Origin of the sequence: Streptomyces sp. enrichment culture, from assembly GCF_964273255.1 — a bacterium.
In the GTDB taxonomy this organism is placed as follows: Bacteria; Actinomycetota; Actinomycetes; order Streptomycetales; family Streptomycetaceae; genus Streptomyces.
Genome location: NZ_OZ186835.1, coordinates 6,197,079 through 6,222,572, shown reverse-complemented (window position 1 = coordinate 6,222,572; position 25,494 = coordinate 6,197,079). Strand labels below are relative to the sequence as shown.

Here is a 25,494-nt window from a genome sequence, read left to right as displayed (position 1 = left end):
CCCCTCGGGTCCGGCGTGGTCCGGGGGCACTCCAGTGCCGCGGCAGGCGACGTTTGCCCGGGGCAGACGTTGCCTGGTGCGGCACTAGGCTGTCCGCATGCCGGTCACCGTCCTGCTCGTCGACGACGAACCGCTGGTGCGCGCGGGCCTGCGGGCCGTGCTGGAGGCGCAGCCCGACATCGAGGTGGTCGGGGAGGCCGCCGACGGCGCGGCGGTGATCCCGCTGGTGCGTCGGCTGCGGCCGGACGTGGTGGCCATGGACGTGCGGATGCCGCTGATGGACGGCATCGAGGCCACCCGGGCCCTGCTGCGGGCCCCCGGCACACCGCCGAAGATCCTGGTGGTGACCACGTTCGAGAACGACGAGTACGTCTACGACGCGTTGCGCGCGGGGGCCGACGGCTTCCTGCTCAAGCGGGCCCGCCCGGCCGAGATCGTGCACGCGGTCCGGCTGGTCGCCGAGGGCGACTCCCTGCTGTTCCCGGCCTCGGTGCGCCGGCTGGCCGCCTCCTACGGGGCGGGTGAGCGGGAGGAGGACACCCCGTCGTGGCCGGCGCGGCTGACCGAACGCGAGGCGGAGGTGCTGCGGCTGGTGGCGCGGGGACTGTCGAACGCGGAGATCGCCGCCCGGCTCGTCGTGGGGGCGGAGACGGTCAAGTCGCACGTCAGTTCCCTGCTCGGGAAGCTGGGGGCGCGCGACCGCACACAGGCGGTGATCGCCGCGTACGAGTCGGGGTTCGTGACGCCGGGGTGAGGGAACGGGTCTGCGGGGTGCGGTGCCCGGAGGTCGCCGGGGTGGGCGGCGACGAGTACGATCCGGCCAACACCTGCACGAACTCGGAGGACGGACGGTGGGTCGGCTGACCGGCGGGGACCCGTCGCTGTTGCGGAGGATCAACTCCGCGGTGGTGCTGCACGCGTTGCGGACCACGGACTGCGCGACGCTGACCGAGATCTCCGGTGTCACGGGGCTGTCCCGGCCCACGGTCGAGGGCGTCGTGGAAGGGCTGATCGAGGCGGGCCTGGTGGCGGAGAAGGCCGCCGAGGAGGGCACCGCGCGACGGCAGGGCCGCCCGGCGCGGCGGTTCCGGTTCCGCACGGAGGCCGGTCACCTGCTGGGCCTGGAGATCGGTCCGCACCGGGTGAGCGCGCTGCTGTCCGGACTGGACGGACGGGTGATCGGGGCGGAGGCGGCCGAGGTCCGGGACACGGCGTCGGCCGACGAGCGGCTGGAGCGCCTCCTGGCGGCCGTCACCACGTTGCTGCGCCGGGCCGGGATCGACCGGGACGCGCTGCGCGCCGTGGGCGTCGGGACGCCCGGCATCGTCGAGGCGGACGGCACGGTGCGGCTGGGCACGGCGCTGCCGGGCTGGACGGGGCTGGGACTGGGCGAGCGGCTGGGCCGGTCCTTCAGCTGTCCGGTGCTGGTGGAGAACGACGCCAACGCGGCCGTGGTGGCCGAACACTGGAAGGGCTCGGCCACCGACTCCGACGACGTGGTGTTCGTGCTGGCCGGGCTGAGTCCGGGCGCCGGTGCGCTGATCGGCGGGCGGCTGCACCGGGGGTACGGCGGGGCGGCGGGCGAGATCGGGGCGCTGCACCTGCTGGGCCGGGAGGTGACTCCGGAGACGCTGCTGTCCACCACGGACGAGCCGCTGCACCCGCTCGACGAACAGGCCGTCGCCCAGGTGTTCGCGCAGGCGCGGGAGGGCGACCTGCGGGCCGTCGCGGCCATGGAGCGGTTCATCCAGCGGCTGGTGCACGACGTGGCGGCGCTGGTGCTGGCCCTCGATCCGGAGCTGGTGGTGATCGGCGGCTGGGCGGCGGGGCTGGACGGCGTGCTGGCGCCGCTGCGCCGCGAGCTGGCCCGCTACTGTCTGCGCCCGCCGAAGGTGGCGCTGTCCCTGCTGGGCGAGGCGGTGGTGGCCACCGGTGCGCTGCGGCTCGCCCTGGACCACGTGGAGGAGCAACTCTTCGCGGTGGAGGGCACGGTGACGGCCCGCCGGTAGCGGGCCGGGGCCGGGTGTGCGGGGGCTTCCGGGGAGGCGGGGGCGGACACCCGCTCTGCGCTGGTGATCCGTCCGCCGTGGACCCCGCGTCCGTCCGTCATGCGTCCGCGGTGGGCCCCGCGTGTGTCCCGCGGCCGCCCGTCATCCGTCCGCCGTGGACCCCGCGTCCACCCTGCGCCGTCCGAAACCCCCGTGCCGCGTCCTCACGGCGCGCACCGCGCCGCCGTGCCCGGGGGGGCGACGGCGGCGTGCGGGTCCCGGGCGCCGCGTGCGGGCGGCGGCCACGGGGCGGGGGGTCAGGAGGCGTGGCGCACCGGGCCGTGGTGGATCTCGACGCCGCCGGAGTCGCCGAACGTCAGCCGGCAGGTGTCGGCGCGGTAGGTCGCCACGGAGAGCGCGGCGGTGCGGCCCCGGGCGACGTAGCGGGTGGTGACGACGAGGACGGGCGCGCCCGGCAGCCGGTCGAGTTCCCGGGCGTCGTCCGCGCGGGCGGAGCCCAGCTCCACGGCGTTCTCCTGCCGCTCCAGGTCGAGGCGCTGCAGTTCGCGCAGGACCGCCCGGGCGCGGGCCGGACCGGACCCGGCGTCGATGCCGGACAGGTCGGGCACCGAGGCGGCGGGAATGTACAGCAGCTCGGCGGCGACGGGCTGACCGTGGGAGAGGCGGGACCGGCGCACGACGTGCACCGGCTCGTCACTGGCGGTGACCAGGGCCTCGGTGATCGCGGCCGGCGGCACGTCCAGAGTGCTGTCGAGGGTCTGCCAGGCGTCGTCGGGGCCACCGGGCCAGGCGTGCTGCTCGGTGCCGACGGAGACCCCCACGCGCGGCGGCGCGACGGTCGTGCCGACGCCCCGGCGGCGCTGCAGCCGGCCTTCGAGTTCGAGCTGTTCCAGGGCCTGCCGGAGGGTGGCGCGGGCGACTCCGAAGCGTGCCGCGAGATCGCGTTCGTTCGGCAGGATCTCCCCCACGGAGAACTCGGTCTCCAGCGCCTCGCTGAGCACGGTCCTGAGATGCCAGTACTTCGGTTCCGGCACCGTTTCCAGCTGCGTGGTCCCCACCCTGTCCTCCGCGATCGCCGTGTGCGGCGGCGTTTTAGCGCCCTTGTTTATTAAAGGTTGTTGCACTTATCAGCGACGATAGGGCGGCCCACCCCCTTGGTCAATACCAATCGGCCCGGCGACGCGGTCCCGCGGCCGGGTGGGCGGGGCCCGGGAGCCGCGGGCGGCGGGGGGTTATCCGAGGTCGGCCAGGGAACGGAGCTTGTCCGGGTTGCGGATGAGATAGACGGTGCGGATGCGTCCGTCGGCGACGTCCACCTGGACGACGGCGTCGGGCCTGCCCCCGGAGAGGACGAGCACCGCGGGGCCGCCGTTCAGTTCCAGCACGCGGACGGTGAGGTCCGGCACGCCCTTGGCGGCGACCCCGGCGAGGAAGCGGGCCACGTGGTCGGCGCTGCGCAGCTCCCGCAGGGGGGCGCGCGACCGGCCGCCGCTGTCGCCGATGAGCCGGGCGTCCGGGGCGAGCAGTTCCAGCAGCCGCTCCAGGTCCCCTCCGGCCGCGGCGGCCAGGAACCGCTCGGTGAGGTCGCGGCGGTGCGCGGGGTCGGCGTCGTAGCGCGGGCGCCGCTCGTCGACGTGCCGGCGGGCGCGCGCGGCGAGTCGGCGCACGGCCGGTTCGGAGCGGTCCAGCAGGGCGGCGATCTCCGCGTGCGGGAAGCCGAAGGCCTCCCGCAGGACGAAGACGGCGCGCTCCAGCGGGGACAGGGTCTCCAGGACGACGAGGACGGCGAGCGAGACGGAGTCGGCGAGCTCGGCCTGCTCGGCGGTGTCGGGCGCGGTGTCCCCGAACGCGGTGACGTACGGCTCGGGCAGCCACGGGCCGGCGTAGGTCTCGCCGCGTGCCGTGATGCGGCGCAGCCGGTCGATGGCCAGGTGGGTGGTGACGCGGACCAGGAAGGCGCGCGGTTGCCGGACGGGGGACCGGTCGCCCTCCGCCCAGCGCAGCCAGGCGTCCTGGACGACGTCCTCGGCGTCGGACACGCGGCCGAGCATGCGGTAGGCGACGCCCAGGAGGAGGGAGCGGTGTTCCTCGAAGACGTCGGTCCGGGTGTCGTCGCTCACCGGGCCATCCCAGCCCACGCGGCGGGCGGTGTCCAGGCGGAGCGGCCGGTGCGTCCGGGGCCGCGCCGACCGCCGGGTGACACCGGCTGCCCCGTGGGGCTACCCGTCGGTAGCGATTGCTGACAAGCTGTCTAGGACGTCAGGCGGCGTCCGGGTCCGGCACCGCGCCCGGACCGCGCGATCCCAGCCCACGGGTCCCGGCCCACGAGTCCCAGACGAGGAGCACCCTCATGTCCGCGACCGTCTCCTTCCAGGTCACCGGCGCGCACGGCCCGCGCACCGTGACCCTGTCCTGCGCGCGCGTCGGCCGCGGGGAGCCGCTGCTGCTGCTGCACGGCATCGGCCACCACCGGCAGGCCTGGGACCCGGTCGTGGACATCCTGGCCACCGAGCGCGAGGTGATCGCCGTGGACCTGCCGGGGTTCGGCGCGTCCCCCGCCCTGCCCGACGGTCTCCCCCACGACCTGGCGACCATGACCGCCGTCCTCGGCGCGCTCTGCGCGGAACTGGGGATCGGCCGGCCGCACGTGGCGGGCAACTCGCTCGGCGGTCTGCTGGCGCTGGAGCTGGGCCGGGAGGGGCTCGCCCGTTCCGTCACGGCGCTCTCCCCGGCCGGGTTCTGGACCCGGGCGGAGCGGCGCTACGCCTTCGGCGTGCTCGTCGCGATGCGGCGCCTCGCGGAGCGGATGCCGCTGCCCCTGGTCGAGCGGCTGGCCCGCTCGGCGGCCGGCCGGACGGTCCTCACCAGCACCATCTACGCCCGTCCCGGGCGCCGCGCGCCCCAGGCCGTGGTCGCCGAGACGCTCGCGCTCGCCGGGGCCCCCGCGTTCGCCGAGACCCTGCGGGCGGGCACCGCCGTGCGCTTCACCGACGACGTGCCCGGCATCCCGGTCACCGTGGCCTGGGGCAGCAGGGACCGGCTGCTGATCCCCCGTCAGGGGGTGCGGGCCAAGAGGACGATCCCGCGCGCCCGGCTGGTGCGGCTGCCGGGCTGCGGTCACGTGCCGATGAACGACGACCCCGCCCTGGTCGCCCGCGTCCTCCTCGACGGCAGCCGCTGAGGCAGGGACGGGACGGGCCCGCACCGGCGCCGGCCGGCGCGAGCCCCCGGCGCCGGCTCCGTGCGGCTTGCGGCCCGGCGGGCCTGCGGCCGGGCGCCCCCGGGCGGGTGGCGCGATCCGGTTGTTCACGTCGTGTTCGGGTGCGTGCCGCGCCGCCCGAGTACATCTGACGGCGCACACTGACCGGATCCGGCTCCCGCCCCTGGAGGCGCCTCCATGACACATCGTCAGTCCCCCTCCCGCCGCGCCGTGTTGAGCGGTTCGCTCGCGGCCTCGGCGGCCCTGGCCCTGCCCCCCGTCCTCGGACAGGCCCCCGCCTTCGCCCGGTCCGGACGCCCGCGTGCGCCGTGGGGCGTGCAGAGCGGCGAGGTCACGCACCACTCCGGGCTCGTGTGGGTGCGGTCGGACCGGCCGGCCCGGATGCTGGTGGAGACCTCGGCGACGGAGTCGTTCCGCAACGCCCGCCGCTGGCGCGGCCCGCTGCTCGGCACCGGGACGGACTTCACCGGCACCACCCGTCTGCTGGGCCTCCCCCCGGGCGAGCGGATCCACTACCGGGTGACGCTCTCCGACCCCGACGATCCGCGCCGCTCCGGCGAGCCGGTCACCGGCGTCTTCCGCACCGCGCCGGTGCGGCGGCGGGACGGCGTCCGGTTCGTGTGGTCGGGCGACCTGGCCGGACAGGGCTGGGGCATCAACCCGGTCGCGGGCGGCTACCGGATCTTCGACGCCATGTCCCGGCTGGACCCCGACTTCTTCCTGTTCAGCGGCGACACGATCTACGCCGACGGCCCGATCGCCCCCACGCAGGCGCTGCCCGACGGCACTCTGTGGCGCAACATCACCACCGAGGAGAAGTCCAAGGTCGCCGAGACCCTCGCCGAGTTCCGCGGCGCCTTCCGCTACAACCTGCTCGACGAGCACCTGCGCCGGTTCAACGCCCGCGTGCCGTCCGTCGTGCAGTGGGACGACCACGAGGTGCGCAACAACTGGTACCCGGGCCAGACCATCGCCGACACGGACACCCGCTACACGGAGAAGAGCGTCGACGTGCTGGCGGCCCGGGCCCGTCGCGCCTTCGGCGAGTACTTCCCCACGGCGCCGCCGCGGCCGGGCGCCCGCGAGCGCCGGATGTACCGGGTGCTGCGGCAGGGGCCGCTGCTCGACGTGTTCGTGCTGGACATGCGCACCCATCGCAACGCCAACTCCCCCGGCCGGCAGACCGTGGACCCGCAGGGCATCCTCGGCCGCGAGCAACTGGACTGGCTCAAGCGGGAGCTGGCCCGGTCGCGGGCGGTGTGGAAGGTGATCGCCGCCGACATGCCGATCGGGCTGGTCGTGCCGGACACCACCGAGGGCCGGCCGCACGTCGAGGCGGTGGCCCAGGGCGACCCGGGCGCGCCCCTCGGCCGTGAGCTGCAGATCGCGGAACTGCTGCGGTTCGTCAAGCACCGGCGGATCACCGGCACGGTGTGGCTGACGGCCGACGTGCACCACACCTCGGCGCAGCACTACCGGCCCGAGCGGGCGGCGTTCGGCGACTTCGAGCCGTTCTGGGAGTTCGTCTCCGGGCCGCTGAACGCCGGTGCCTTCCCGTCGGTCGCGCTCGACGGGACCTTCGGACCGGAGCGGGTGTTCGTGAAGGCGCCGACCGCGTCGAACGTGTCGCCCGCCGGGGGGTACCAGTTCTTCGGGCAGGTCGACATCGACGGCGACAGCGGCACGCTGACGGTGCGGCTGCGGGAGCAGGACGGCACGGTGCTGTACACGAAGCGGCTGGTCCCGGGGCGGGTCGGCCAGTGACGCGGACGGCACCGGGGCGGGCGGCAGCGAGGCGGGCGGCAGGAATCCGGACATAAGAACTCTTTACTCACCGGTCACAGTGCGTTCGTGATCACGAAACACGCCTCGTTCACCGTGGACGCATGAGTCGAGACATGTCCGACCCGACGTCCCCCGTCCCGCACGGCCGCGCCGGCCGCCCGAAGTCGCCGGCCGGCTCCGCCCGCTCCTTCGCTGCGCTGTTCCGCAGGGGACGGGCACGACGCCACGGTCACGCGCCACCGGAACCGGATACCGGTGGCGCCCGGCCCGAGGGCGCCCTGTGGCGGATGCGGACCACGGTGGAGGACCGGCCGGGGTCGCTGGCCGCGCTGTGCACGGCGCTCGCCGGGCGGGAGGTCGACATCCTGAGCCTGCAGACGCACCCGCTGGGCACCGCCACGGTGGACGAGTTCCTGCTGCGCGCCCCGGCCGGACTGGCCGGGGCCGACCTGTCCGCGGCGGTGTCGGCCGCCGGGGGCACGGACACCTGGATCGAACGGGCGGACGCGCACGACCTGGCGGACATCCCGACCCGGATCCTGGGCCTGGCCGCCCGCACCGCGGTGGACGCGGCCGAACTCCCGCTGGCCCTGCGCCAGTTGCTGGGCCGCTGCTCGATCCGCTCCCTGCCCGCCCCGCACCCCGCCCAGGCCGCTGCGGGCGGGGCGGCGGCGGAGGAGGACGGGCTGGAGGCCACCGTGCTGCGGCTGCGCGCTCCCGACGGGGGCACGATCATCGTCGACCGGCCTCATCTGCCGTTCACGCCCACGGAGTTCGCCCGCGCCCGGGCACTGGTGGAGCTGGACGCCCGGCTCGGCCCCCGGCTCCCGTCCGGCCGGGACGTGCTGACCCTGGCCGAAGGGCGCGACATCACCGTGCGCCGGGCCGACACCTCCGACGTGCCGGCGGCGCGGGAGATGCACCGGCGGTGCTCGCCCCGGACCCTGCGGATGCGCTACCACGGCCCGGTCGGCGACGCGGACCGCTACCTGCGGCACCTGCTCGGCCCGCGCTTCGGCCGCACCCTCGCCGCGCAGACCGCGTCGGGCCGCATCGTCGGCCTGGGCCACCTGCTGTGGGACGGTGACGAGACGGAGGTGGCGCTGATCGTCGAGGACGCGTGGCAGCACCGGGGCATCGGCGGTGAACTGCTCGGCCGGCTGGTGGCGATGGCCGTGGAGGCGGGCTGCGCCCACGTGTACGCCGTGACGCAGGCGTCGAACACCGGCATGGTCGCCGCCATGCGCGGTCTGGGTCTCCCCCTCGACTACCGGATCGAGGAGGGCACCCTCGTCATCACCGCCCGGCTGGACACCGCCCCGGCGGACCACGGCCGCGCCCCGCACACCGCGGACGCCGGGCGTGACGCCCGGGGGACGGGTGCCGGTCCCGGCCGCGGGGAGCGCGTCGGCCGGCCGTGACACGGGAAGCCGCCCGGAGCCGCGGCGGAGCGGCCCCGGCACCGCTCGGCCGGACGGCCGCGGACCGGCCGGGAGCACGTCCAGCACGCCCCTCCCCCGGCACCGGGAGGGGGCGGGCATAGGGGCGGGCACGGACAGCGGCGGACGGCCCGGCGGAAGAACCACCGGGCCGTCCGCCGTGTCGTCCGCCGTGTCGTCCGCCGTGTCGTCCGGTCCGGGGCGCCCCCGGTCGTTACGCCGGCACCTCGCTGCGGGCGGGCGCCCCCTCGGCGGGCTCGCGCTCCCCCAGGGCCGCGTCGAGGTCGGCCCACAGGTCGTCGACGTCCTCCAGCCCCACCGAGAGCCGCAGCAGACGGTCGCCCACCCCGGCGTCGCGGCGGTCGTCGGCGTCGACGATGCGGTGGCTGATGGACGCCGGGTGCTGGATGAGCGTGTCGACGCTGCCCAGGCTGACGGCCGGCGTGATCAGCCGGACCCCGGCGATCACCTCGTGCGGGTCGCCGTGCACCTCGAAGGAGACCATCGCGCCGCCGATGGACGGGTAGTGCACCCGGGCCACGCGCGGGTCGGCGGCGAGCCGGCGGACGAGTTCCGCGGCGTTCGCGGACGCGGCCCGCACCCGTACCGGCAGCGTGGACAGTCCGCGCAGCAGCAGGTAGCCCGCGAGCGGGTGCAGCACGCCGCCGGTCGCGAAGCGCACCTGCCGCAGCCGGCCGGCCGTCTCCTCGTCGCAGGCCACCACGCCGGCCAGGACGTCCCCGTGTCCGCCCAGGTACTTGGTGGCGCTGTGCAGCACCATGCGGGCGCCGTGCTCGGCGGGGCGCTGGAGCACCGGGGTGGCGAAGGTGTTGTCGACCAGCAGCGGCACCGAGCCGCAGGCGTGGGCGACGGCCCGCAGGTCGATCTCGGCGAGCGTGGGGTTGGCCGGTGACTCGACCAGCACCAGGCCGGTGTCGGGGCGCAGGGCGTCGGCGACGCCCGCCGGGTCGGTCCAGGTCACCTCGGAGCCGAGCAGTCCGGCGGTGAGGAGGTGGTCGCTGCAGCCGTAGAGCGGCCGGACGGCGACGACGTGCCGCAGCCCCATGGCGCCGCGCACCAGCAGGACGGCGGAGAGCGCGGCCATGCCGCTGGCGAAGGCGACGGCGGCCTCGGTGCCCTCCAGGCGTGCCAGGGCGGTCTCGAAGCGGGCGACGGTCGGGTTGCCGAGCCGCCCGTAGACGGGCGGGCCGTCCGGTTCCGCGCCGGTGGCGGCGAAGGCGTCGATGCGGGCCGCCTCGGCCCGGCTGTCGTACGAGGGGTAGGTGGTGGACAGGTCGATCGGCGGGGCGTGCAGGCCCTGCCGGGCGAGGTCGTCCCGGCCGGCGTGCACGGCCTCGGTGGCGAGTGCTCTCGGGGTGCCGCGCGTGTGCGCGCTTCGCGTGTCCATGCCCAGGTCCATGGCGGAAGGGTGAACACCGGCCGGGCGCAGGGGGCCGCTTCCCGTGCTACGTTCGGCCCGTGGCTGAATCCGTCGTACTGGATCCGGTGGATCTGCACCTGCTGCGGCTGTTGCAGAACGACGCCCGGACGACCTACCGGGACCTCGCCGCGCAGGTCGGGGTCGCGCCGTCGACCTGTCTGGACCGGGTGACCCGGCTGCGCCGCTCCGGCGTGATCCTCGGGCACCGGCTGAAGCTGGATCCGGCCAAGCTGGGCCGGGGGCTCCAGGCGCTGCTGTCCGTCCAGGTCAGACCCCACCGGCGGGAGCTGGTCGGGCCGTTCGTGGAGCGGATCCGGGAACTGCCGGAGTCGCTGACCGTGTTCCACCTGACCGGGCCGGACGACTACCTCGTGCACGTCGCGGTGGCCGACATGACGGATCTGCAGCGCCTCGTGCTGGACGAGTTCACCTCGCGGCGGGAGGTGGCGCGGGTGGAGACCCGGCTGATCTTCCAGCAGTGGGACTGCGGGCCGCTCCTGCCGTCTTCGCCCTCGGCTCAATCGGGGTGACGCGCGGAGAGCGGCGTACCAGGATGGTCCGCATGTCAGAGACCACCCACAGCCCGCTGCCCCGTCAGGTCGCCGACGCCTACGTCGACGCCCTGGTCGCCCTCGACCCGATCACCGGCACCTTCCTGGGCGTCCGGGAGAGTTCCTCCCGGCTGCCCGACCTCTCGCCCGCCGGCCAGGAGGCCCTCGCGGAGCTGCAACGCGCCACGCTCGCCCGGCTCGACGAGGCGGAGCGGCGGCCCGGCGCCGACAGCGGCGTCGAGCGGCGGTGCGCCCGGCTGCTGCGCGAGCGGCTCACCGCCGAACTGGCCGTGCACGAGGCCGGTGAAGGACTCCGCTCGGTGGGCAACCTGGGCACGGTCGCGCAGTCGGTGCGCGAGGTGTTCACGGTGACGCCGGCGGACACCGAGGAGGACTGGGCCGCGATCGCCGAGCGGCTGCGCGCCGTACCGGCCGCGCTGGGCGGCTACCGTCAGTCGCTGGCGCTCGGCCTGGAGCGGAAGCTGTACGCGGCGCCGCGGCCGACCGCCACGTTCGTCGGGCAGCTCACCGAGTGGTCGGACACGGGCGGGGGCCGCGGCTGGTTCGAGGACTTCGCCGCCGCGGGGCCGGACGCCCTGCGCGCGGAGCTGGACGAGGCCGCGCGGTCGGCCACCGCCGCCGTGGTGGAGCTGCGGGACTGGATGCGCGACGTGTACGCGCCGGCCGTCGAGGGCGCGCCGGACACGGTGGGCCGGGAGCGCTACGCCCGGTGGGCGCGGTACTTCAACGGCACGGACCTCGACCTGGACGAGGCGTACGCGTACGGCTGGGCCGAGTACCACCGGCTGCTCGGCGAGATGCGCAAGGAGTCCGAGAGGATCCTGCCCGGTGCCGCCACGCCGTGGGTGGCGCTGGCGCACCTCGACGAGCACGGGCGGCACATCGAGGGCGTCGACGAGGTGCGGGACTGGCTGCAGGGCGTGATGGACCGGGCGATCGAGGCCCTCGACGGCACGCATTTCGAACTGGCCGAGCGGGTCCGGCGGGTGGAGTCCCGGATCGCCCCGCCGGGCAGCGCCGCGGCGCCGTACTACACGCCCCCGTCGGAGGACTTCTCCCGGCCGGGCCGGACCTGGCTGCCCACCATGGGCCTCGACCGGTTCCCGGTCTACGACCTGGTGTCGACGTGGTACCACGAGGGGGTGCCCGGTCATCACCTCCAGCTGGCGCAGTGGGTGCACGTGGCCGACGACCTCTCCCGCTACCAGGCGTCGATCGGCATGGTCAGCGCCAACGCCGAAGGCTGGGCGCTGTACGCGGAGCGGCTGATGGACGAGCTCGGCTTCCTGACGGACGCGGAGGAGCGGCTGGGCTACCTCGACGCACAGATGATGCGGGCGCTCCGGGTGATCGTGGACATCGGCATGCACCTGGAGCTGGAGATCCCCGCGGACTCGCCGTTCCACCCGGGTGAGCGCTGGACGCCGGACCTGGCGCAGGAGTTCTTCGGCGCGCACAGCAGCCGGCCGGCGGACTTCGTGGAGAGCGAGCTGACCCGCTATCTGACGATCCCGGGCCAGGCGATCGGCTACAAGCTGGGCGAGCGGGCGTGGCTGCGGGGCCGGGAGAACGCCCGGGCGCGGCACGGCGACGCCTTCGACCTGAAGGCGTGGCACATGGCCGCCCTGTCGCAGGGGTCGCTGGGTCTGGACGACCTGGTGGACGAGCTGTCCGCGCTGTAGCCGTCCGCTCGCACGTGTCCGGGCCGGCGCCGTCGCGGGCCCGGACCGCTGCCCCGCGCGCCGTGGCGGCCGGCGGCGTGCGGGGCGCCGTCAGCGCCGGAATCCGCCCTCGGAGTCGATGACCTGCCCGGTGATCCACTCCGCCTCGTCGGTCGCCAGCCAGGCCAGGAGCCGGGCCGGGTCGTCGGGCATGCCCCACCGTCCGCCGGGGAAGCGGGCGGCGACCGCGTCGTAGGCGTCGCCGGTCAGGTAGCCGGTGTCCACCGGGCCCGGGTTGACGGTGTTGACGGTGACCGCGTGGGCGGCGAGCGCGGTGGCCAGGGAGCGGGTGACGGACGCCAGGGCGCCCTTCTGCAGGGCGTAGGCGATCTCGCCCGGCATCCCGCCGGCGATGTCCTGGCCGGAGGTCATCATCAGGACCCGCCCGCCGGGTGTGCGGGGCGGCAGCGCGGCACGGTGGCGGGCGTGCGCCTGCACGAGGAGCAGCACCGAGCGGGTGTCGACGGCCCAGTGCGCGTCCAGCATCGCGGCGTCGACGGTGTCGAGGTCGCCGTCCGAGCCGCTGAGGGCGTGGTTGGCGACGAGGATGTCGAGCCGCCCGCCGAGCGCCTGGGTGGCGCGTGCGTGCAGGGCGGCGGGCTCCCGGGGGTCGCTGAGGTCACCGGGTTCGTCGAGCACGCGCGCCCCGGGGTCGGCGCGGGCGGCGCGGACGGCGTCGGCCACGTCCTCGGGCCGGTCCGCGCCCCACGGCTGGGCGGCGTCGTGCGGCACGTGGTGGTGCAGGCAGACGCTCGCACCGAGGGCGGCCAGGCGCCGGGCCACGGCGCATCCGATGCCGCCGAGCCGGCTCGCGCCCGTGACCAGGGCGGTGCGGCCGCGCAGTGGCAGGGGGTCACGCAGCAGGGACTCGGGGCCGGGTTCGGGCAGTCGGGGCATGGTGACCCATGATGGGGTGCGTCCGGCACCGGCGCACCCGGATTTCCTCCCCGGGCCGGGGCGGGCCGGGTCAGAGCAGGGGCCGGAGCCGGACCAGGGCCAGCCAGGTCTCCGGGCCGGGTCGCACCTGGGCCGCGCCGACCCCGTAGCGCCCGGCGGGCAGGGCGAGCCGCAGGTGGCCGGTGCCGGTGGCGTGGGAGCCGGGCCAGGCCGCGTCGAACAGCACCACCGGGCCGGGCACCCTCCACTCCACCGGGGGCTCCCAGTCGGCCGTGTCCAGGGCCGCCGGTACGCGGGCCAGCAGTTCGGCCTCCGTGTCGGCGGCGATCCACCGGACCAGCACGCCGTGTTCGGGGAGGTACGCGGTGGCGGCCGGCTCGTCGCCCAGCACGAGGGCGGCGCCGTCCCCGACGGGGAGGAGGCCGACGGGGCCGTCCACCTCACAGGCCCGGTCGTAGTCCGAGGCGGCCTCCTCGCCGTCGGCGCCGGTCCAGAACGGCAGCACCGCCTCCGGTACCGCGACGAGCGGCCCGCCGCCCGATTCGGCCCACTGTGCCGTGCCCGGCTCCGCATGACGCACCATGCACCGAACCTATCGGGCTCAACTCCACTCGTCCGCGCGGGGGTTCAGTGGCTCGTGCGCTGCCGCAGCACCGATCCGGAGCGGCCCTTGACGACCTCCAGCTGGGCGTGGATCCGCCGCCGCAGGTCGGGGACGTGGCTGACGATGCCGACGCTGCGGTCGCGTTCGCGCAGGGAGTCCAGGACGTCGAGGACCTCGTCGAGGGTCTGGTCGTCGAGGCTGCCGAAGCCCTCGTCGATGAACAGGGTGTCCAGCCGGACCCCGCCCGCCTCGTCGGTGACGACGTCCGCGAGGCCCAGGGCGAGGGCGAGGGAGGCGAAGAACGTCTCGCCGCCGGACAGCGTCGCCGTGTCCCGCTCCCGGCCGGTCCAGGCGTCGACGACGTGCAGCCCGAGGCCGCTGCGGCCGCGGCCGGCGCGGTCGTCGGAGTGGACGAGGGTGTAGCGGCCCGACGACATGCGCCGCAGCCGCACGGTCGCGGCGGCGGCCACTTGCTCCAGGCGGGCGGCGAGCACGTACGACTCCAGGCGCATCCGCCGGTCGTTGTCCGCCGAGGTGCCCGCGGTGAGCGAGGCCAGCCGGGCCACGCGGTCGTACTCCGCGCGCAGCGGCGCCAGCCGGCGGGCCCCGTCGGCGCACCGGGCGGAGAGCCGGTCGAGTTCGGTGCAGCGGCGGGCGGCGGCGTCGCGTGCGGAGGCCGCCTCGCGCACGCGGCGGTCGGCGTCCTCGGCGGCGCGCTGCGCGGCGGCCACGTCGGCGGGCGGCCGGCCGGCGGCGGCCACGGTGCCGGGTTCGGCGAGGACCGCGCGGACGGCGGCCTCCTCGTGCTGCCAGGCGTCGAGGCGCCGTTGCAGCTCGCGGTGGGCGGCGTCGTCGAGGCGGGCGTCGGCGGCGGCCTCGGGGGTGTCGAACCCGGCCCGGTAGGCGGCGTCGGCGAGGCGTGCGTCGGCGTCCTTGAGCCGCTGGGCGGTGTCCTCGGCGGTGCGGGCCGCGTCGGCGGCGTCGGTGAGCCGGGCGACGTGCCGTTCCAGTTCGGCGGCGCGTTCGGTGACGCTGCGCGCGGTGCCGCGGGCCCGGGTCAGCTCCTCCTCCAGCGCGGCCCGCTCCCGGTCGAGGCGTTCGCGGTGGCCCACCCGGGACGCGGCGCGGACCGCGGCCTCCTGGCGGGCGGTGGTGCGCAGCGCGTGTTCGCGTTCCGCGCGGCGCAGCTCCTCCTGGGCGGAGTGCAGCAGGGACGCGGCGTCCCGGGCCTCGGCGTACTCCTCCTCCAGTCCGGCGAGGGCGTCGGCGAGGTGCTCGACGGGGGTGTCGCCGGACTCGGCGCGGGCGGCGGCCAGGGCTTCGCGGAGCGAGGCCAGCGTGCGGGCGTCCTCCGCTTGCCGTTCGTCCGCGGCGCGGCTGTCCGCGAGGGCGCGCTCCTCGGTCTCGCGGTCGACGTGTCCGGCGTCCCGGCGGGCGGGGGCGGGGTGTCCGGTGGCGCCGCAGACGGGGCAGGGGGCGCCGTCGGTGAGGTGGGCGGCGAGTTCGGCGGCGATGCCGTCGAGGCGCTGCTCCTTGAGGTCGAGCCAGCGGGCGCGGGCCCGGGTGGCGCGTTCGGCGGAGTCCAGGGCGGTGCGGCGGGCGTCCTCGGTGCGGGCGGCGAGGTCGTCGCGCTGCCGGGCGGCGGCCAGCCGCTGCCGGGCGCCGTCGCGCCGGCCGGCGAGGTCGTCGGCGCGGGCGGCCGCCCGCTGGGCGGTGTCGATGGCGTCGCGGAGTCCGTCGCGGGTGCGTTCCCACTGGGCGAGCCACGCCTCGGCCTCCTGCAGGATCTCCGCGTCGGCGCGCTCCTGGCGGTCCAGGCCGGCACGTTCGTCGAGGAGTCCGGCGAGGCGCTGCTCGGCCCGGCGGGCGGATTCCAGGGCGCCGCGTTCCTCGGCGGCGCGCCGGGCGGCGGCCGCGAGTCCGGCCGCGCCCGCGTCGGCCAGGCCCACCGGGAGCAGGGCGCGGGCGCGGGTCTCGGCGGCGGTCGCGCGGCGGTGGTCGGTGTCCGCGGACTCGCGCAGGTCCAGCGCGGCCGCCACCGTCTCCGCCTTGCGGGCCCGCTCCATGCGCGCCTCGTTGTCCCGGTGGGCGGCGGCCCGTTCCTCCAGCCGGGCGGCGCGCTCCCGGGCCTCGGCGAACCGCCGTTGCAGCCGGTCCCGTTCGCGGCTCTCGTCCAGGGCGTCGGTGGCGGCGGTCCGCGCGGACTCGGCGGCGGCGAGCCGGCAGTACGCCACGGTGAGCTGTTCGCGCGCGGTGCTGCGGGCGACGGCGGCGGCGCTCAGCACGGTGTCGGCCAGGCCGGGGTCCCCGGGGGTGAGGTCGGGCAGGACCATGGCGTCGCCGGCGGCCTGCTGCATGCGGTGCGCGTCGGCCAGCAGGGCGGCGTCGCCCTCCCTGACCCGGGCTTCGGTGCCGCGCCGGCGTTCGGCGAGGCGCTTCTCCACCTCGGCGAACCGCCGGGTGTCGAACAGGCGCCCGAGGAGCCGTCCGCGGGCTTCGGCGTCGGCTCTCAGGAAGCGCGCGAAGTCGCCCTGCGGCAGCAGGACGACCTGGCAGAACTGTTCGCGGCTCATGCCGAGGAGCTGGGTGATCTCCTCGCCGACCTCCTGGTGGGAGCGGCTGAGGTCCTTCCAGGTGCCGCTGACCGGGTCGCGTTCGCTCAGCCAGGTCTGGGCCTTGTCGACGGTGGTGCCGGTGCCGCGCTTCTTCGGGCGCTCCCAGGGCGGCTGCCGGGTGACGCGCAGGCGGCGCCCGGCGACGGTGAGTTCGAGGGTGACCTCGGTACGGGTGCCGGGGTCGGCGTGGTCGCTGCGCAGGGTGAGCCCCTGGCCGCTCTGGCGCGCGCCGGGCACGGCGCCGTACAGCGCGTAGCAGACGGCGTCGAGCACCGAGGTCTTCCCGGCGCCGGTGGCACCGTGCAGCAGGAAGAGACCCGCGGCGGACAGGTCGTCGAAGTCGACGCTCTGGGCGTCGCCGAACGGCCCGAAGGCGGTCAGGTCGAGCCGGTGCAGCCTCACCGGGCCACCTCCCCGGCCGCGTCGTCCGCGCGCACCGCGTCGAAGGCGTCCCGCAGCACGGCGCGCTCCCGTTCGTCGGGTCCGGCGCCGCGCACGTGGGCGACGAAGTCCTCGGCGATCTCCTGGTCGTCGCGGCCGGCGAGCCGCCGGGCGTAGGACACGTCGGGGTCGTCGGGGGCGCGGTCCGGGTCGAAGACGAGGCTGAGGGTGTGCGGGAACCGTTCGGTGAGGCGCGCCATGGGGTCGGCCGGGCGCACCGGGTCGGTGAGGGTGGCCTCGACCCACGCCTGTTCGTGCGCCGCGAGCGCGGGGTCGGCGAGCAGGTCCTCCAGGTGCCCGCGGATCCGGGCCAGGGGGCGGGGCACCGGGCAGTCGACGCGCTCGGCGGTGACGGCCCCGTCGGCGTCCAGGTCGACGAGCCACATGCTCTTGCGGTGCCCGGCCTCCGAGAAGGAGTACGGCAGGGGGGAGCCGGAGTAGCGCACCCGGTCGGTGAGGGTCTGGCAGCCGTGCAGGTGGCCGAGGGCCACGTAGTCCACGCCGTCGAACACCGCGGCGGGCACGGCGGCCACCCCGCCGACGGTGATGTCCCGTTCGCTGTCGCTGGGCCGGCCGCCGGTGACGAAGGCGTGGGCGAGGACCACGCTGCGGGTGCCGGCCGGGCGGGCGGCGAGGTCGGCGCGGACCCGGTCCATGGCGGCGGACAGCACCGTCTCGTGGGCGGCCTTCGTCACCTGGAACCGGTCCTTCACCAGGGCGGGTTCGAGGTACGGCAGCCCGTAGAAGGCGACTTCGCCGTGGGCGTCGGACAGCATCACGGGGGTGCCGCAGGCGGACGGGTCGGTGCGCAGGTGGATGCCGGCGCGGCCGATGAGTCCGGCGCCGACACCGAGACGGCGGGCGGAGTCGTGGTTGCCGGAGATCATCACCGTCGGCACGCCGAGATCGGCCAGCCGGTGCAGGGCGTCGTCGAACAGCTCGACCGCGGCGAGCGGCGGCACGGCCCGGTCGTACACGTCCCCGGACACGACCACGGCGTCCACCGCACGCTCGCGCGCGGTCGCCACGAGGTGGCCGATGAACTCGGTCTGGGCGCCGAGCATGCCGACCCGGTGGAAGGACCGGCCGAGGTGCCAGTCGGACGTGTGCAGAAATCTCACCGCGCGACTCCGACCCGCATGTCTCCCCCTCCATGGCCCCTGTGGCCGACACCGGACCGGCACGGTCCGTGGCCGTCGTCGACCACGCCGGCGCCGGTCGGCACCTGATCCGTCACGGGCCTCAGTCTGCCACCCGCGTCGGGCGGCGGACGGCCACGGGGGTCGGCCGGGAGGCGACGGTGGTGGTGCGGCCGGGCCACCGCGACAGGTCGGGGAGTGACACGCCGGGCGACGACGGCTCTGTGCCGCAGGGGCTGGCACGCCGGTCCGCGGCCGTCCCCGCCGCCGCGTCCCGTCCCGAGGCCGGCCGGCCGCCCCGTCCGGCCACCGCCCACTGCTGCGCGGGGCTCAGCAGGGGGCGGCCGTAGTACCGGGCGGGACGGCGCACCGTCGGAAGCGTCGGGCGGCCGGGGCGACACCCGACACCCGACACCCGTCGTCCCCTTCCCCGGTCCGCCGGTCCGCCGGTCCGCCGCCCCAGGACGTCCGGCCGGACCGTTCAGCGGCCCGGCCACCGGTGCGGCGCCGGGCCGGTGGGCGGGCCCGTCGGCTCGACACCGGTCCGGTGGGTGGGCCCACTGGCCGGGCCCCGGTCCGTGCGGCAGCGGGCCGGAGTACGGATCGCCGTGCTCGGCTCCGGCGGCGGAACCGTTCAGCGGCAGGCCCCGGCCGGTTCACCGCGCTGCCGTCCCTGCCGGCATCCGGCGGTGCCGGTGGCGCCCGCGGCGCCCGCGAGCGGCCCGGTGCCCTGAAGCACCGGGCCGCTCGCCACGGATCCCGCGCCACCGCGAGCCCCGTCCGCCAGGGGTGCCGGACGAGCGGGGTGGGGCGCGGGACGCCCGCGCGCGCCGTCAGGCCGGGATCAGCAGGCTCCCAGGTCCTCCCAGACGCCCCACTCACCGGTGGTGCCGGGCTCCTCGCCCGTCACCCACCACTTGGCCCGCCAGGTGTGTCCGCCGTAGGAGACGGTGTCGCCGCCGGTGTACACGTTTCCGGCGCTCCAGAGCGGCGCGACGCAGTCACCCGGCTCGCCGTCACCGCCGCCGTCGCCACCGCCATCGCCTCCACCGTTGCCCCCGCCGATGTTGACGTCGATGCAGGCGTAGAAGGCATTGCCGGTGTCCGCCACGTTCCACACGGCCAGCACCTTCTGACGGCCGGTGAAGGACCCGAAGTTCACCTGGTGGCTGACGTCGGCGGGCGGCTGGGCACCACGGCCGTCGAACTCGGCGATCTTCGTGTTGCCGATGTAGTACTGCCAGTTGGCCGTGGCGTGCCGTGCCGTGTGGTGCCAGTCGAAGGTGTGCGTGCTGCCGACCGGGGTCACCCGCCAGCCCTTGGTGTCGTCGTCGAGTTCGGCGAACTGGGCGTTTCCGCCACTGCAACTGCGCAGGCCCTTCGGCCCTTCGACGCTCTGCGGCTCGTACTTGATCTGGCCGCAGTCGACGACGCCCTCGGCGCACTGGTCCTGACGGCTGCCGGGGTCGGTCACCCAGCCGTGGGCGCTGGCCGTACCGGCCGGGAGACTGATGGCGAGCAGCGGGGCCACCAGCGCTCCGATCGCGAGAGCCGCCTTCTTCTTCGTGTTCATGCCATTCCACTTCCTTCGTGTCGTCGGGGCAGCCGTTCCGGGGAGCGCGTTCCGTGCCGGCCGGGTGCGCGGCGAGCGCCGTGCCGTCGCGCCGCCCGGTCAGGCGGGGCGGCCGCGCGCGAGCACCGGCGTCGCGGCGGACACACTCGCCGTGCCACACCTTCCTGCGCACGAGGCCTGCCACTCCCACGCGCACTCGACTCAGGTCTAGACCTTCTCGATTCAGGTCTAGACCATAGTGACGGATCCGCTCGGGTCAAGGGGTTGAGCAAGATGAACGGCCAAGCAGAGGGCGCTACTTCGGAGTCAGGCACCCCGAATCGGAACTTCCCGCCCTATTGGTCTAGACAAGAGCCCCCGGCATGGTTCACTGTTCGACTGCCACACCGCGGCCGTCCCGCCGATGCCCGTCCCGCCCGGCCGCGATCCGCGCCATGCACCAGCCGACCGGCGCACCGGACGCGCATCCGCCCACGTCTCAGCCCGACGCCCCACCCGCCGGGAACCCGGTGCTCCGGACCAAGGTCCTCGAGCACCGGGCAGTCTTCGCCGCCCCACCGCGACGCAGCCTCCGCGAGAGCGCTGCGCGAGACAGTAGGAGACAACCGATGAAAGCGCTGGACAGAAGCAAAGAGCACGTGATCGGACTGTTCCGGATCGTCCTGGGACTGCTGTTCGCCTGTCACGGAGCCGCCACCTTGTTCGACGTCCTGGGCGGTCCGCACGGAGCGAAGCCCGACTTCGCCGCGTGGCCCGGCTGGTGGGCTGCCGTCATCCAACTGCTCGGCGGCACACTGGTCCTGTGCGGCCTCGGGACACGCGCCGCGGCCATCCTCTGCTCCGGATCGATGGCATACGCCTACTTCGTCGTGCACCAGCCCCATGCGGTCCTCCCCATCGAGAACGGCGGCGAGACAGCCGTCATGTTCTGCTGGTCCTTCCTGCTCATCTCCGCCCTCGGACCCGGCCGGTGGACCCTGGCCGGCCTGCTCGCCCACCGGCAGGAGCGACGTCACCGGACGGCCGCGACCACGTGACCGCCCCGAAGGGGCCCTCCCGCCGCTTCCGACGCCCGGTCCGGCGAAGCCGGCCCGCCCTCGGCGGCCGGGCCGGAGCCGGCGCCGACCGCGTCAGCGGGGCCGGCAGGCCCGAGGGCCCCCGCCCGACTGGAAACGCATAACGCCGGGCAGAGGGCGCGACGGGAGGTCCGCGGACCGCCTGACCGGCCGTACGGTTACCTGCCACCGCCACGGAGCACCAGCCGTTGCCGGCCACCCGGCGGTGGCAGCGCCGCCTGCCGGTTCCGCAGCTCCGTGGACCTGCTCCACAGTCCGGCCCCCCGCTTCGCTCCCGAGAGACGAGGATCCCCCGTGACCCCCACCAGCTCCTCCCCCCACGAACCGGGCGGCATCAGCCGCAAGAACCTGTTACGCGCAGCCGTGGCCGCCGGCACTGCCGTCCCGCTCCTCGCCACCGGCGGCATGGCCCTGGCCCGCGACGCGGTCCGCGCCCCCGGCACCCCTTCACTCACGCCGACCCCGGCGTGCGACGACGGGGACGACCTGACGCCGGATCAGATGGAGGGTCCGTACTTCAAACCGAACTCGCCGCTGCGCACCAGCCTGGTCACGACGGGGACGCCCGGCACGCCTCTGACGGTGAGCGGCTACGTCTTCGGCCGCAACTGCGTGCCGCTGCCCGGCGTGCTGCTGGACTTCTGGCAGGCGGACGACGCCGGCGCCTACGACATGACCGGATTCGCCTTCCGCGGGCACCAGTTCACCGATTCCACCGGCGCCTTCGCTCTCACGACGATCGTGCCCGGTCTCTATCCGGGCCGCACCCGGCACCTGCACGTGAAGGCCCAGGCGCCCGGCGAACCGGTGCTGACCACCCAGCTGTACTTTCCCGGCGAGCCCCGCAACGCCACGGACATGATCTACGATCCCGCCCTCCTGATGAACGTGCGCAGCGCGGGCGGCGGCAGGCAGGGCACCTTCGACTTCGTCCTGGATGCCGACGGGGTTCCGGGCGGTGGTTCCCCCACCCCGACCGACCCGCCGCGCGGCACCTGGGCGGCCGGCACGAGCTACACCGCCGGCACCGTGGTGACCTACAACGGTTCCTCGTACCGCTGCCTGCAAGCCCATGTGTCCATGGCCGGCTGGGAGCCGCCGAACGTCCCCGCCCTCTGGACCCGGACGTAAGGCGACTCGGGCGGGCACCGAAACCGGCCCGTTCCCGCGGTCCCACGCCTACGACGCGGAAAGCGGGCCCGGAGGCGGTGCACCGGTTCGCGCACTCGCCTCCGGCGCGGGCGGCGTGCCGGCGGCCGATGGGACGCCGACGGCAGGGGACGCGACGCTCACGCGTCCCCGTACGCCTCCCCGCCGACCTCCAGCTGGGCCGTGCCCGCGGTCGCGTCGGCGAGCCAGGCGCGGAAGGCGTCCACGTCGGCGTCCGGCAGACCGACCTCGATGGTGACGTGCTCGCCGTAGCGCACGTCCCGGACGTCGCGTCCGGTGGAGCGCAGGTCGTTCTCGACCTTGCCGGCCCGCTGGTGGTCGACGGTGACGGTGACCAGGCGGAACCGGCGCCGGGTGAGCGTGCCGATGCTGTCCAGGGCCTCGCCGACGGCGCCGCCGTACGCGCGGATGAGGCCACCGGCGCCCAGTTTGACCCCGCCGTAGTAGCGGGTGACGACGGCGACGACGTAGCGCATCTCGCGGCGCAGCAGCATCTGGAGCATGGGGACGCCGGCCGTGCCGCCGGGCTCGCCGTCGTCGCTGGCCTTCTGCACGGAGGCGTCCGCGCCGATGACGTAGGCCCAGCAGTTGTGGGTGGCGTCGGCGTGCTCCTTGCGCACGGCCGCGACGAAGTCCTGCGCCTCCTGCTCGGTGGCCGCCGGGGCGAGGGCGCACAGGAAGCGGGAGCGGTTGATCTCGATCTCGTGCACACCCGCGCGCGCGACGGTGCGGTACTGGTCCTGCATCCGGCCAGCCTATGCGCAGGGCCCCGCCGGGACCGGACCGGCTACGGCTTCGCTCCCCGGGGGACGGTGAACGAGGTGAGCAGGGCCGAGCCGGCGGTCAGGTCGGGCCAGCCGCCGCGCCAGGCCAGTACGGCGATCGCGGAGGTCGGGAACTTGACGCGGACACGGTCCAGGGCGTCGTCCAGGCCGTCACCGGCCAGGGTGAGGACGAGGTCCTCCAGTCCCGGGTTGTGCCCGATCAGCAGGACCGTGCGGATCTCGTCGGGCACCTCGTGCAGCACGGCGAGGAGTTCCGGCACGCCCGCCATGTACAGGCGCGGGTCGAAGCGGACCGGCGGGGGTGTGCCCCACTGCGCCGACGCCCCCTCCCAGGTCAGGCGGGCGCGGACGGCCGTGGAGCACAGGGCCTGGCCGGGCAGCCGTCCGGCGTCGGCGAGCGCCCGGCCGGCGGCGGGGGCGTCCCGGCGGCCGCGTGCGGAGAGGGGCCGGTCGTGGTCGGCGACGCCTTCCGGCCAGGCGGACTTGGCGTGGCGCAGGACGAAGAGGCGGCGCAGCGGGCCCGCTCCGGATCGTTCGATCATGCCGGTGACCCCAGGTCGCGGGTGAGTTCCAGGCCGAGCAGGCGGTCGGCGTGCGCGAACGTCTCGAACCGGGCGCCGTCCGGCAGGCCGTGGGCGTGCTCCACGTCGTGCAGGACGCCGAGCACGCCCACGGCGTCCAGGTCGTTCTCCCAGGCGGACCGCAGCCGGGCGCGCACCGCGTCCGGAACGGGCCGGGAGGGACTCGACGCCCAGTCGGCGACCGCCCGGCGCCAGTGCGCGAGGGTGCGCGCGGCCCCGGTCACCGCGGCCGGGTCGAGGCGGACGGGGGTGTCCCTGGGGTGGGAGAGGAGGGCGAGGCGGAGGGCGGCGGGATCGGGGCCGGTGGTGCCGGGCGGAGCGCCGGGATCCGCGGAGGCCGGGGCGGCCGGGCCCTCCCGGCCCGTTCCGGACGCGTTGCGCGTGCTGTCCGGGGCGCTCAGGGCCGTCAAGCCGTCGGCCACGGCGGCCGCCACGGCGACCCGCGCTCCGTCGGGTTCGGCGCCGTCCTCCGCCACCACGTGCAGGATCCGGGCCTCGCCGAGGCCGGGATCCGGCTGCCGGTCGTCCTCGAACGGGCGTACCCCCAGGGCGGCCGCCGCGGCCCGCACCTCCGGGCGGCCCCGGTCGGCGCGCAGCAACGCCCACACCGGCGTGCCGCCGAGCTCCAGGGCACGGACGAGCAGGTCGGCGACGACCAGCACCCGCAGGGCGGTGGCGTCGAACCCCTCGGTGTGGGCCTCGACCCGGGTCAGGCCCCGCCGGACGGGGGCGGCGTCGACGAGGTGGCCGGTTCGGGCGTCGGTGATGCGCAGCACGAGGCGAGCGTAGGCGTGCCGGCGAGAAGACGCAGGTCTCTCGCGCACTTTCGGGGTCGGGGCGCGTGACCGGTGTGGAGCGGGCGGGAGCGGCCGTCCGGCCGCCGCCTGCTGCCCCGCGGAGGGCCGCACGGGGCAGGGCCGTGGGCGGGCCTCGGCGGATCAGGGACGGTCGCGGTCCCGTCGGCGACCGCGCCTGGCGGCCGGGGGAATCAGCCGGCGGCCCGAAGTGTTGCGCCGGTGAAGGGGCACCCCCCTGTCACCCTCGATACCGATCCCCCGGAGGTCCGCGGTGTATGGCGACGACGCAACCGTCCGCAAGATCCTGACCGAACTCGGCGACACGTGGGCCGTGGTGGGCCTGTCGTCCAACCGCGGCCGCGCCGCGTACGGCGTCGCGCAGGTGCTGCAGCGGTTCGGCAAGCGGATCGTGCCCGTCCACCCCAAGGCCGAGACGGTGCACGGCGAGCAGGGCTACGCGTCCCTGGCCGACATCCCCTTCGAGGTCGACGTCGTGGACGTGTTCGTCAACAGCGACGTGGCCGGCGCGGTGGCCGACGAAGCGGTCGCCAAGGGCGCCCGTGCCGTGTGGTTCCAGCTCGGTGTCGTCGACGAGGCGGCCTTCGAGCGGACCCGCGCGGCAGGTCTGGACATGGTGATGGACCGCTGCCCCGCGATCGAGATCCCCCGGCTGCGCTGAGTCCGGGTCGCCTTCACCCCGCACCCGGGTCCGCAGGTGCCACGCCGCCCGCCCATCCCCGGCGGGCGCGTCCGCGCCGCTCCCCGCATCCCCGCATCTCCGCATTTCCGGAACCCCGCGCCACCGCCTTCCGGCACGCCCCACCGCCGGCCCGGTCCGGCCGGGTCCGATCCCGTCGGTGCGGTCCGGTCCGGATCCACAGTGACCCCATGGGGCATCCCCCCGGAGGACCGGAGGACCGGAGCGCCGGAGGATCGCATGACTAACGGGGCGTCACCAGCGGATCCGCCCGCAGGTCTTGCTCGTCACCGCCGCTGCCGCGTGCGCGGAGCAGTACCTACCCGGGAACGACGGCGCGCCACTGCTCCGCCCTGACTCCCTGACTCCCTGACTCAGGAGATGCCGAGCCCCTCCAGCACGGCGGCGTTCGGGAGTTCCGCGAGGGCCTTGCCCGGCACCAGGAGCTTGCCGCGGCGGCGCCCGCTGCCGACGAGCACGTACGGCAGGTCGGCCACGGCGGCGTCCACCAGCACCGGCCAGTCGTCGGGGAGGCCGAGGGGGGTGATGCCGCCGTACTCCATGCCGGTCTCGCCGGTCGCGGTCTCCATCGGCGCGAAGGACGCCTTGCGGGCGCCGAGCCGGCGGCGCACCACGCCGTTGACGTCGGCGCGGGTCGTGGACAGCACCACGCAGGCGGCGAGCGTCGTCTCCCCGCCCCGCTTGCCGGCCACCACCACGCAGTTCGCGGACCGTTCGAGCAGGTCCCGGCCGTAGTGCTCCACGAAGACGGCGGTGTCGGCCCAGCGCGGATCGGTGTCGACGTGCAGGATCTGCTCGGCGGGGACGCTGCCGGTCCAGCTCCGCACGGCGGCGGCGACCGGGGCGGTGAGGTCGTCGAGGCACTCGGTGACGGGCGTGGCGTGGTCGAAGTCTCCGATGGGTGCGCGCAT

General features: G+C 75.7%; 22 protein-coding genes. 10 read left to right on the top strand and 12 right to left on the bottom strand.

Annotated features, from left to right (window positions below; translation table 11 throughout):
- Positions 1-97: 97 nt before the first annotated feature.
- Positions 98-754, top strand: coding sequence for a response regulator (locus ACSU53_RS27150; RefSeq protein WP_437031894.1), 657 nt, complete (start codon positions 98-100; stop codon positions 752-754).
- 97 nt (positions 755-851) lie between these two features.
- The gene (locus tag ACSU53_RS27145; protein ID WP_437031892.1) at positions 852-2,009 is read left to right on the top strand and encodes an ROK family protein; all 1,158 of its coding nucleotides are present in this window, start codon (positions 852-854) and stop codon (positions 2,007-2,009) included.
- A 296-nt stretch (positions 2,010-2,305) separates the two neighbouring features.
- Here the strand turns inward: ACSU53_RS27145 and ACSU53_RS27140 are convergent, their stop codons facing one another.
- Positions 2,306-3,067: a GntR family transcriptional regulator gene (locus tag ACSU53_RS27140; protein WP_437031891.1), complete on the bottom strand. Its 762-nt coding sequence runs from the start codon at positions 3,065-3,067 to the stop codon at positions 2,306-2,308.
- A 174-nt stretch (positions 3,068-3,241) separates the two neighbouring features.
- A complete protein-coding gene (locus ACSU53_RS27135; RefSeq protein ID WP_437031889.1) occupies positions 3,242-4,129 on the bottom strand; it encodes an RNA polymerase sigma-70 factor in 888 nt (295 codons plus the stop codon).
- Between the two features lie 230 nt (positions 4,130-4,359).
- Between ACSU53_RS27135 and ACSU53_RS27130 the strand changes: the two genes are divergently transcribed.
- From ACSU53_RS27130 to ACSU53_RS27120, 3 genes are all read left to right on the top strand, one after another.
- Positions 4,360-5,190 carry an alpha/beta fold hydrolase gene (locus tag ACSU53_RS27130; RefSeq protein WP_437031887.1) on the top strand — a complete coding sequence of 277 codons (831 nt, stop codon included), beginning with the start codon at positions 4,360-4,362 and terminating at the stop codon, positions 5,188-5,190.
- 216 nt (positions 5,191-5,406) lie between these two features.
- Positions 5,407-6,993: an alkaline phosphatase D family protein gene (locus ACSU53_RS27125; protein ID WP_437031885.1), complete on the top strand. Its 1,587-nt coding sequence runs from the start codon at positions 5,407-5,409 to the stop codon at positions 6,991-6,993.
- A 122-nt stretch (positions 6,994-7,115) separates the two neighbouring features.
- Positions 7,116-8,435: a GNAT family N-acetyltransferase gene (locus tag ACSU53_RS27120; protein ID WP_437031883.1), complete on the top strand. Its 1,320-nt coding sequence runs from the start codon at positions 7,116-7,118 to the stop codon at positions 8,433-8,435.
- A gap of 232 nt (positions 8,436-8,667) precedes the next feature.
- Here the strand turns inward: ACSU53_RS27120 and ACSU53_RS27115 are convergent, their stop codons facing one another.
- Positions 8,668-9,861 (bottom strand): trans-sulfuration enzyme family protein, encoded by a 1,194-nt coding sequence (locus ACSU53_RS27115; protein WP_437031881.1) that lies wholly within the window; start codon positions 9,859-9,861, stop codon positions 8,668-8,670.
- Between the two features lie 71 nt (positions 9,862-9,932).
- Between ACSU53_RS27115 and ACSU53_RS27110 the strand changes: the two genes are divergently transcribed.
- Both ACSU53_RS27110 and ACSU53_RS27105 read left to right on the top strand, forming a co-directional pair.
- Positions 9,933-10,424 carry an Lrp/AsnC family transcriptional regulator gene (locus ACSU53_RS27110; RefSeq protein ID WP_164337401.1) on the top strand — a complete coding sequence of 164 codons (492 nt, stop codon included), beginning with the start codon at positions 9,933-9,935 and terminating at the stop codon, positions 10,422-10,424.
- A gap of 32 nt (positions 10,425-10,456) precedes the next feature.
- A complete protein-coding gene (locus ACSU53_RS27105; RefSeq protein ID WP_437031879.1) occupies positions 10,457-12,148 on the top strand; it encodes a DUF885 domain-containing protein in 1,692 nt (563 codons plus the stop codon).
- A 90-nt stretch (positions 12,149-12,238) separates the two neighbouring features.
- On the opposite strand, the gene ACSU53_RS27100 is transcribed toward ACSU53_RS27105, so the two are convergent.
- The 5 genes from ACSU53_RS27100 to ACSU53_RS27080 all read right to left on the bottom strand — a co-directional run bounded on the left by ACSU53_RS27100 (position 12,239) and on the right by ACSU53_RS27080 (position 19,456).
- Complete coding sequence (locus ACSU53_RS27100) at positions 12,239-13,084, bottom strand: SDR family oxidoreductase (protein WP_437031878.1); 846 nt, start codon at positions 13,082-13,084, stop codon at positions 12,239-12,241.
- 70 nt (positions 13,085-13,154) lie between these two features.
- Positions 13,155-13,667 carry an immunity 21 family protein gene (locus ACSU53_RS27095; RefSeq protein WP_437031876.1) on the bottom strand — a complete coding sequence of 171 codons (513 nt, stop codon included), beginning with the start codon at positions 13,665-13,667 and terminating at the stop codon, positions 13,155-13,157.
- 44 nt (positions 13,668-13,711) lie between these two features.
- A complete protein-coding gene (locus ACSU53_RS27090) occupies positions 13,712-16,705 on the bottom strand; it encodes an AAA family ATPase (protein ID WP_437031874.1) in 2,994 nt (997 codons plus the stop codon).
- On the bottom strand, positions 16,702-17,865 hold the full coding sequence (locus ACSU53_RS27085) for an exonuclease SbcCD subunit D (protein WP_437031873.1): 1,164 nt from the start codon (positions 17,863-17,865) through the stop codon (positions 16,702-16,704). The genes ACSU53_RS27090 and ACSU53_RS27085 overlap by 4 nt, the downstream gene beginning before the upstream one ends.
- A gap of 862 nt (positions 17,866-18,727) precedes the next feature.
- A complete protein-coding gene (locus ACSU53_RS27080) occupies positions 18,728-19,456 on the bottom strand; it encodes a lytic polysaccharide monooxygenase (protein WP_437031871.1) in 729 nt (242 codons plus the stop codon).
- 608 nt (positions 19,457-20,064) lie between these two features.
- Here ACSU53_RS27080 and ACSU53_RS27075 point away from each other — a divergent pair.
- Positions 20,065-20,493 (top strand): DoxX family protein, encoded by a 429-nt coding sequence (locus ACSU53_RS27075; RefSeq protein WP_437031870.1) that lies wholly within the window; start codon positions 20,065-20,067, stop codon positions 20,491-20,493.
- 333 nt (positions 20,494-20,826) lie between these two features.
- Complete coding sequence (locus ACSU53_RS27070) at positions 20,827-21,663, top strand: carbohydrate-binding protein (RefSeq protein ID WP_437031868.1); 837 nt, start codon at positions 20,827-20,829, stop codon at positions 21,661-21,663.
- Positions 21,664-21,821: 158 nt separating this feature from the next.
- On the opposite strand, the gene ACSU53_RS27065 is transcribed toward ACSU53_RS27070, so the two are convergent.
- Genes ACSU53_RS27065 through ACSU53_RS27055 form a run of 3 tightly spaced genes read right to left on the bottom strand, consistent with a single transcriptional unit; the run spans position 21,822 to position 23,844 of the window.
- Positions 21,822-22,448, bottom strand: a complete 627-nt coding sequence (locus ACSU53_RS27065; protein WP_437031866.1) for a YigZ family protein — start codon at positions 22,446-22,448, stop codon at positions 21,822-21,824.
- A gap of 41 nt (positions 22,449-22,489) precedes the next feature.
- Positions 22,490-23,029, bottom strand: a complete 540-nt coding sequence (locus ACSU53_RS27060) for a SixA phosphatase family protein (protein ID WP_437031864.1) — start codon at positions 23,027-23,029, stop codon at positions 22,490-22,492.
- Entirely contained in the window at positions 23,026-23,844 is an 819-nt protein-coding gene (locus tag ACSU53_RS27055) for a hypothetical protein (RefSeq protein WP_437031862.1), read from the bottom strand. Before ACSU53_RS27055 ends, ACSU53_RS27060 begins: the two co-directional genes overlap by 4 nt.
- 292 nt (positions 23,845-24,136) lie before the next feature.
- Between ACSU53_RS27055 and ACSU53_RS27050 the strand changes: the two genes are divergently transcribed.
- A complete protein-coding gene (locus tag ACSU53_RS27050) occupies positions 24,137-24,544 on the top strand; it encodes a CoA-binding protein (RefSeq protein ID WP_437031860.1) in 408 nt (135 codons plus the stop codon).
- A gap of 392 nt (positions 24,545-24,936) precedes the next feature.
- Here the strand turns inward: ACSU53_RS27050 and ACSU53_RS27045 are convergent, their stop codons facing one another.
- Positions 24,937-25,494 carry a YbaK/EbsC family protein gene (locus ACSU53_RS27045; protein WP_437031858.1) on the bottom strand — a complete coding sequence of 186 codons (558 nt, stop codon included), beginning with the start codon at positions 25,492-25,494 and terminating at the stop codon, positions 24,937-24,939.

Bases quoted from the DNA above. Each gene is read 5' to 3' on its own strand.
- ACSU53_RS27150 (WP_437031894.1), top strand. From the start codon at position 98: ATGCCGGTCACCGTCCTGCTCGTCGACGACGAACCGCTGGTGCGCGCG.
- ACSU53_RS27130 (WP_437031887.1), top strand. From the start codon at position 4,360: ATGTCCGCGACCGTCTCCTTCCAGGTCACCGGCGCGCACGGCCCGCGC.
- ACSU53_RS27125 (WP_437031885.1), top strand. From the start codon at position 5,407: ATGACACATCGTCAGTCCCCCTCCCGCCGCGCCGTGTTGAGCGGTTCG.
- ACSU53_RS27120 (WP_437031883.1), top strand. From the start codon at position 7,116: ATGAGTCGAGACATGTCCGACCCGACGTCCCCCGTCCCGCACGGCCGC.
- ACSU53_RS27115 (WP_437031881.1), bottom strand. From the start codon at position 9,861: ATGGACACGCGAAGCGCGCACACGCGCGGCACCCCGAGAGCACTCGCC.
- ACSU53_RS27105 (WP_437031879.1), top strand. From the start codon at position 10,457: ATGTCAGAGACCACCCACAGCCCGCTGCCCCGTCAGGTCGCCGACGCC.
- ACSU53_RS27100 (WP_437031878.1), bottom strand. From the start codon at position 13,084: ATGCCCCGACTGCCCGAACCCGGCCCCGAGTCCCTGCTGCGTGACCCC.
- ACSU53_RS27095 (WP_437031876.1), bottom strand. From the start codon at position 13,667: ATGGTGCGTCATGCGGAGCCGGGCACGGCACAGTGGGCCGAATCGGGC.
- ACSU53_RS27080 (WP_437031871.1), bottom strand. From the start codon at position 19,456: ATGAACACGAAGAAGAAGGCGGCTCTCGCGATCGGAGCGCTGGTGGCC.
- ACSU53_RS27075 (WP_437031870.1), top strand. From the start codon at position 20,065: ATGAAAGCGCTGGACAGAAGCAAAGAGCACGTGATCGGACTGTTCCGG.
- ACSU53_RS27065 (WP_437031866.1), bottom strand. From the start codon at position 22,448: ATGCAGGACCAGTACCGCACCGTCGCGCGCGCGGGTGTGCACGAGATC.
- ACSU53_RS27060 (WP_437031864.1), bottom strand. From the start codon at position 23,029: ATGATCGAACGATCCGGAGCGGGCCCGCTGCGCCGCCTCTTCGTCCTG.
- ACSU53_RS27045 (WP_437031858.1), bottom strand. From the start codon at position 25,494: ATGCGCGCACCCATCGGAGACTTCGACCACGCCACGCCCGTCACCGAG.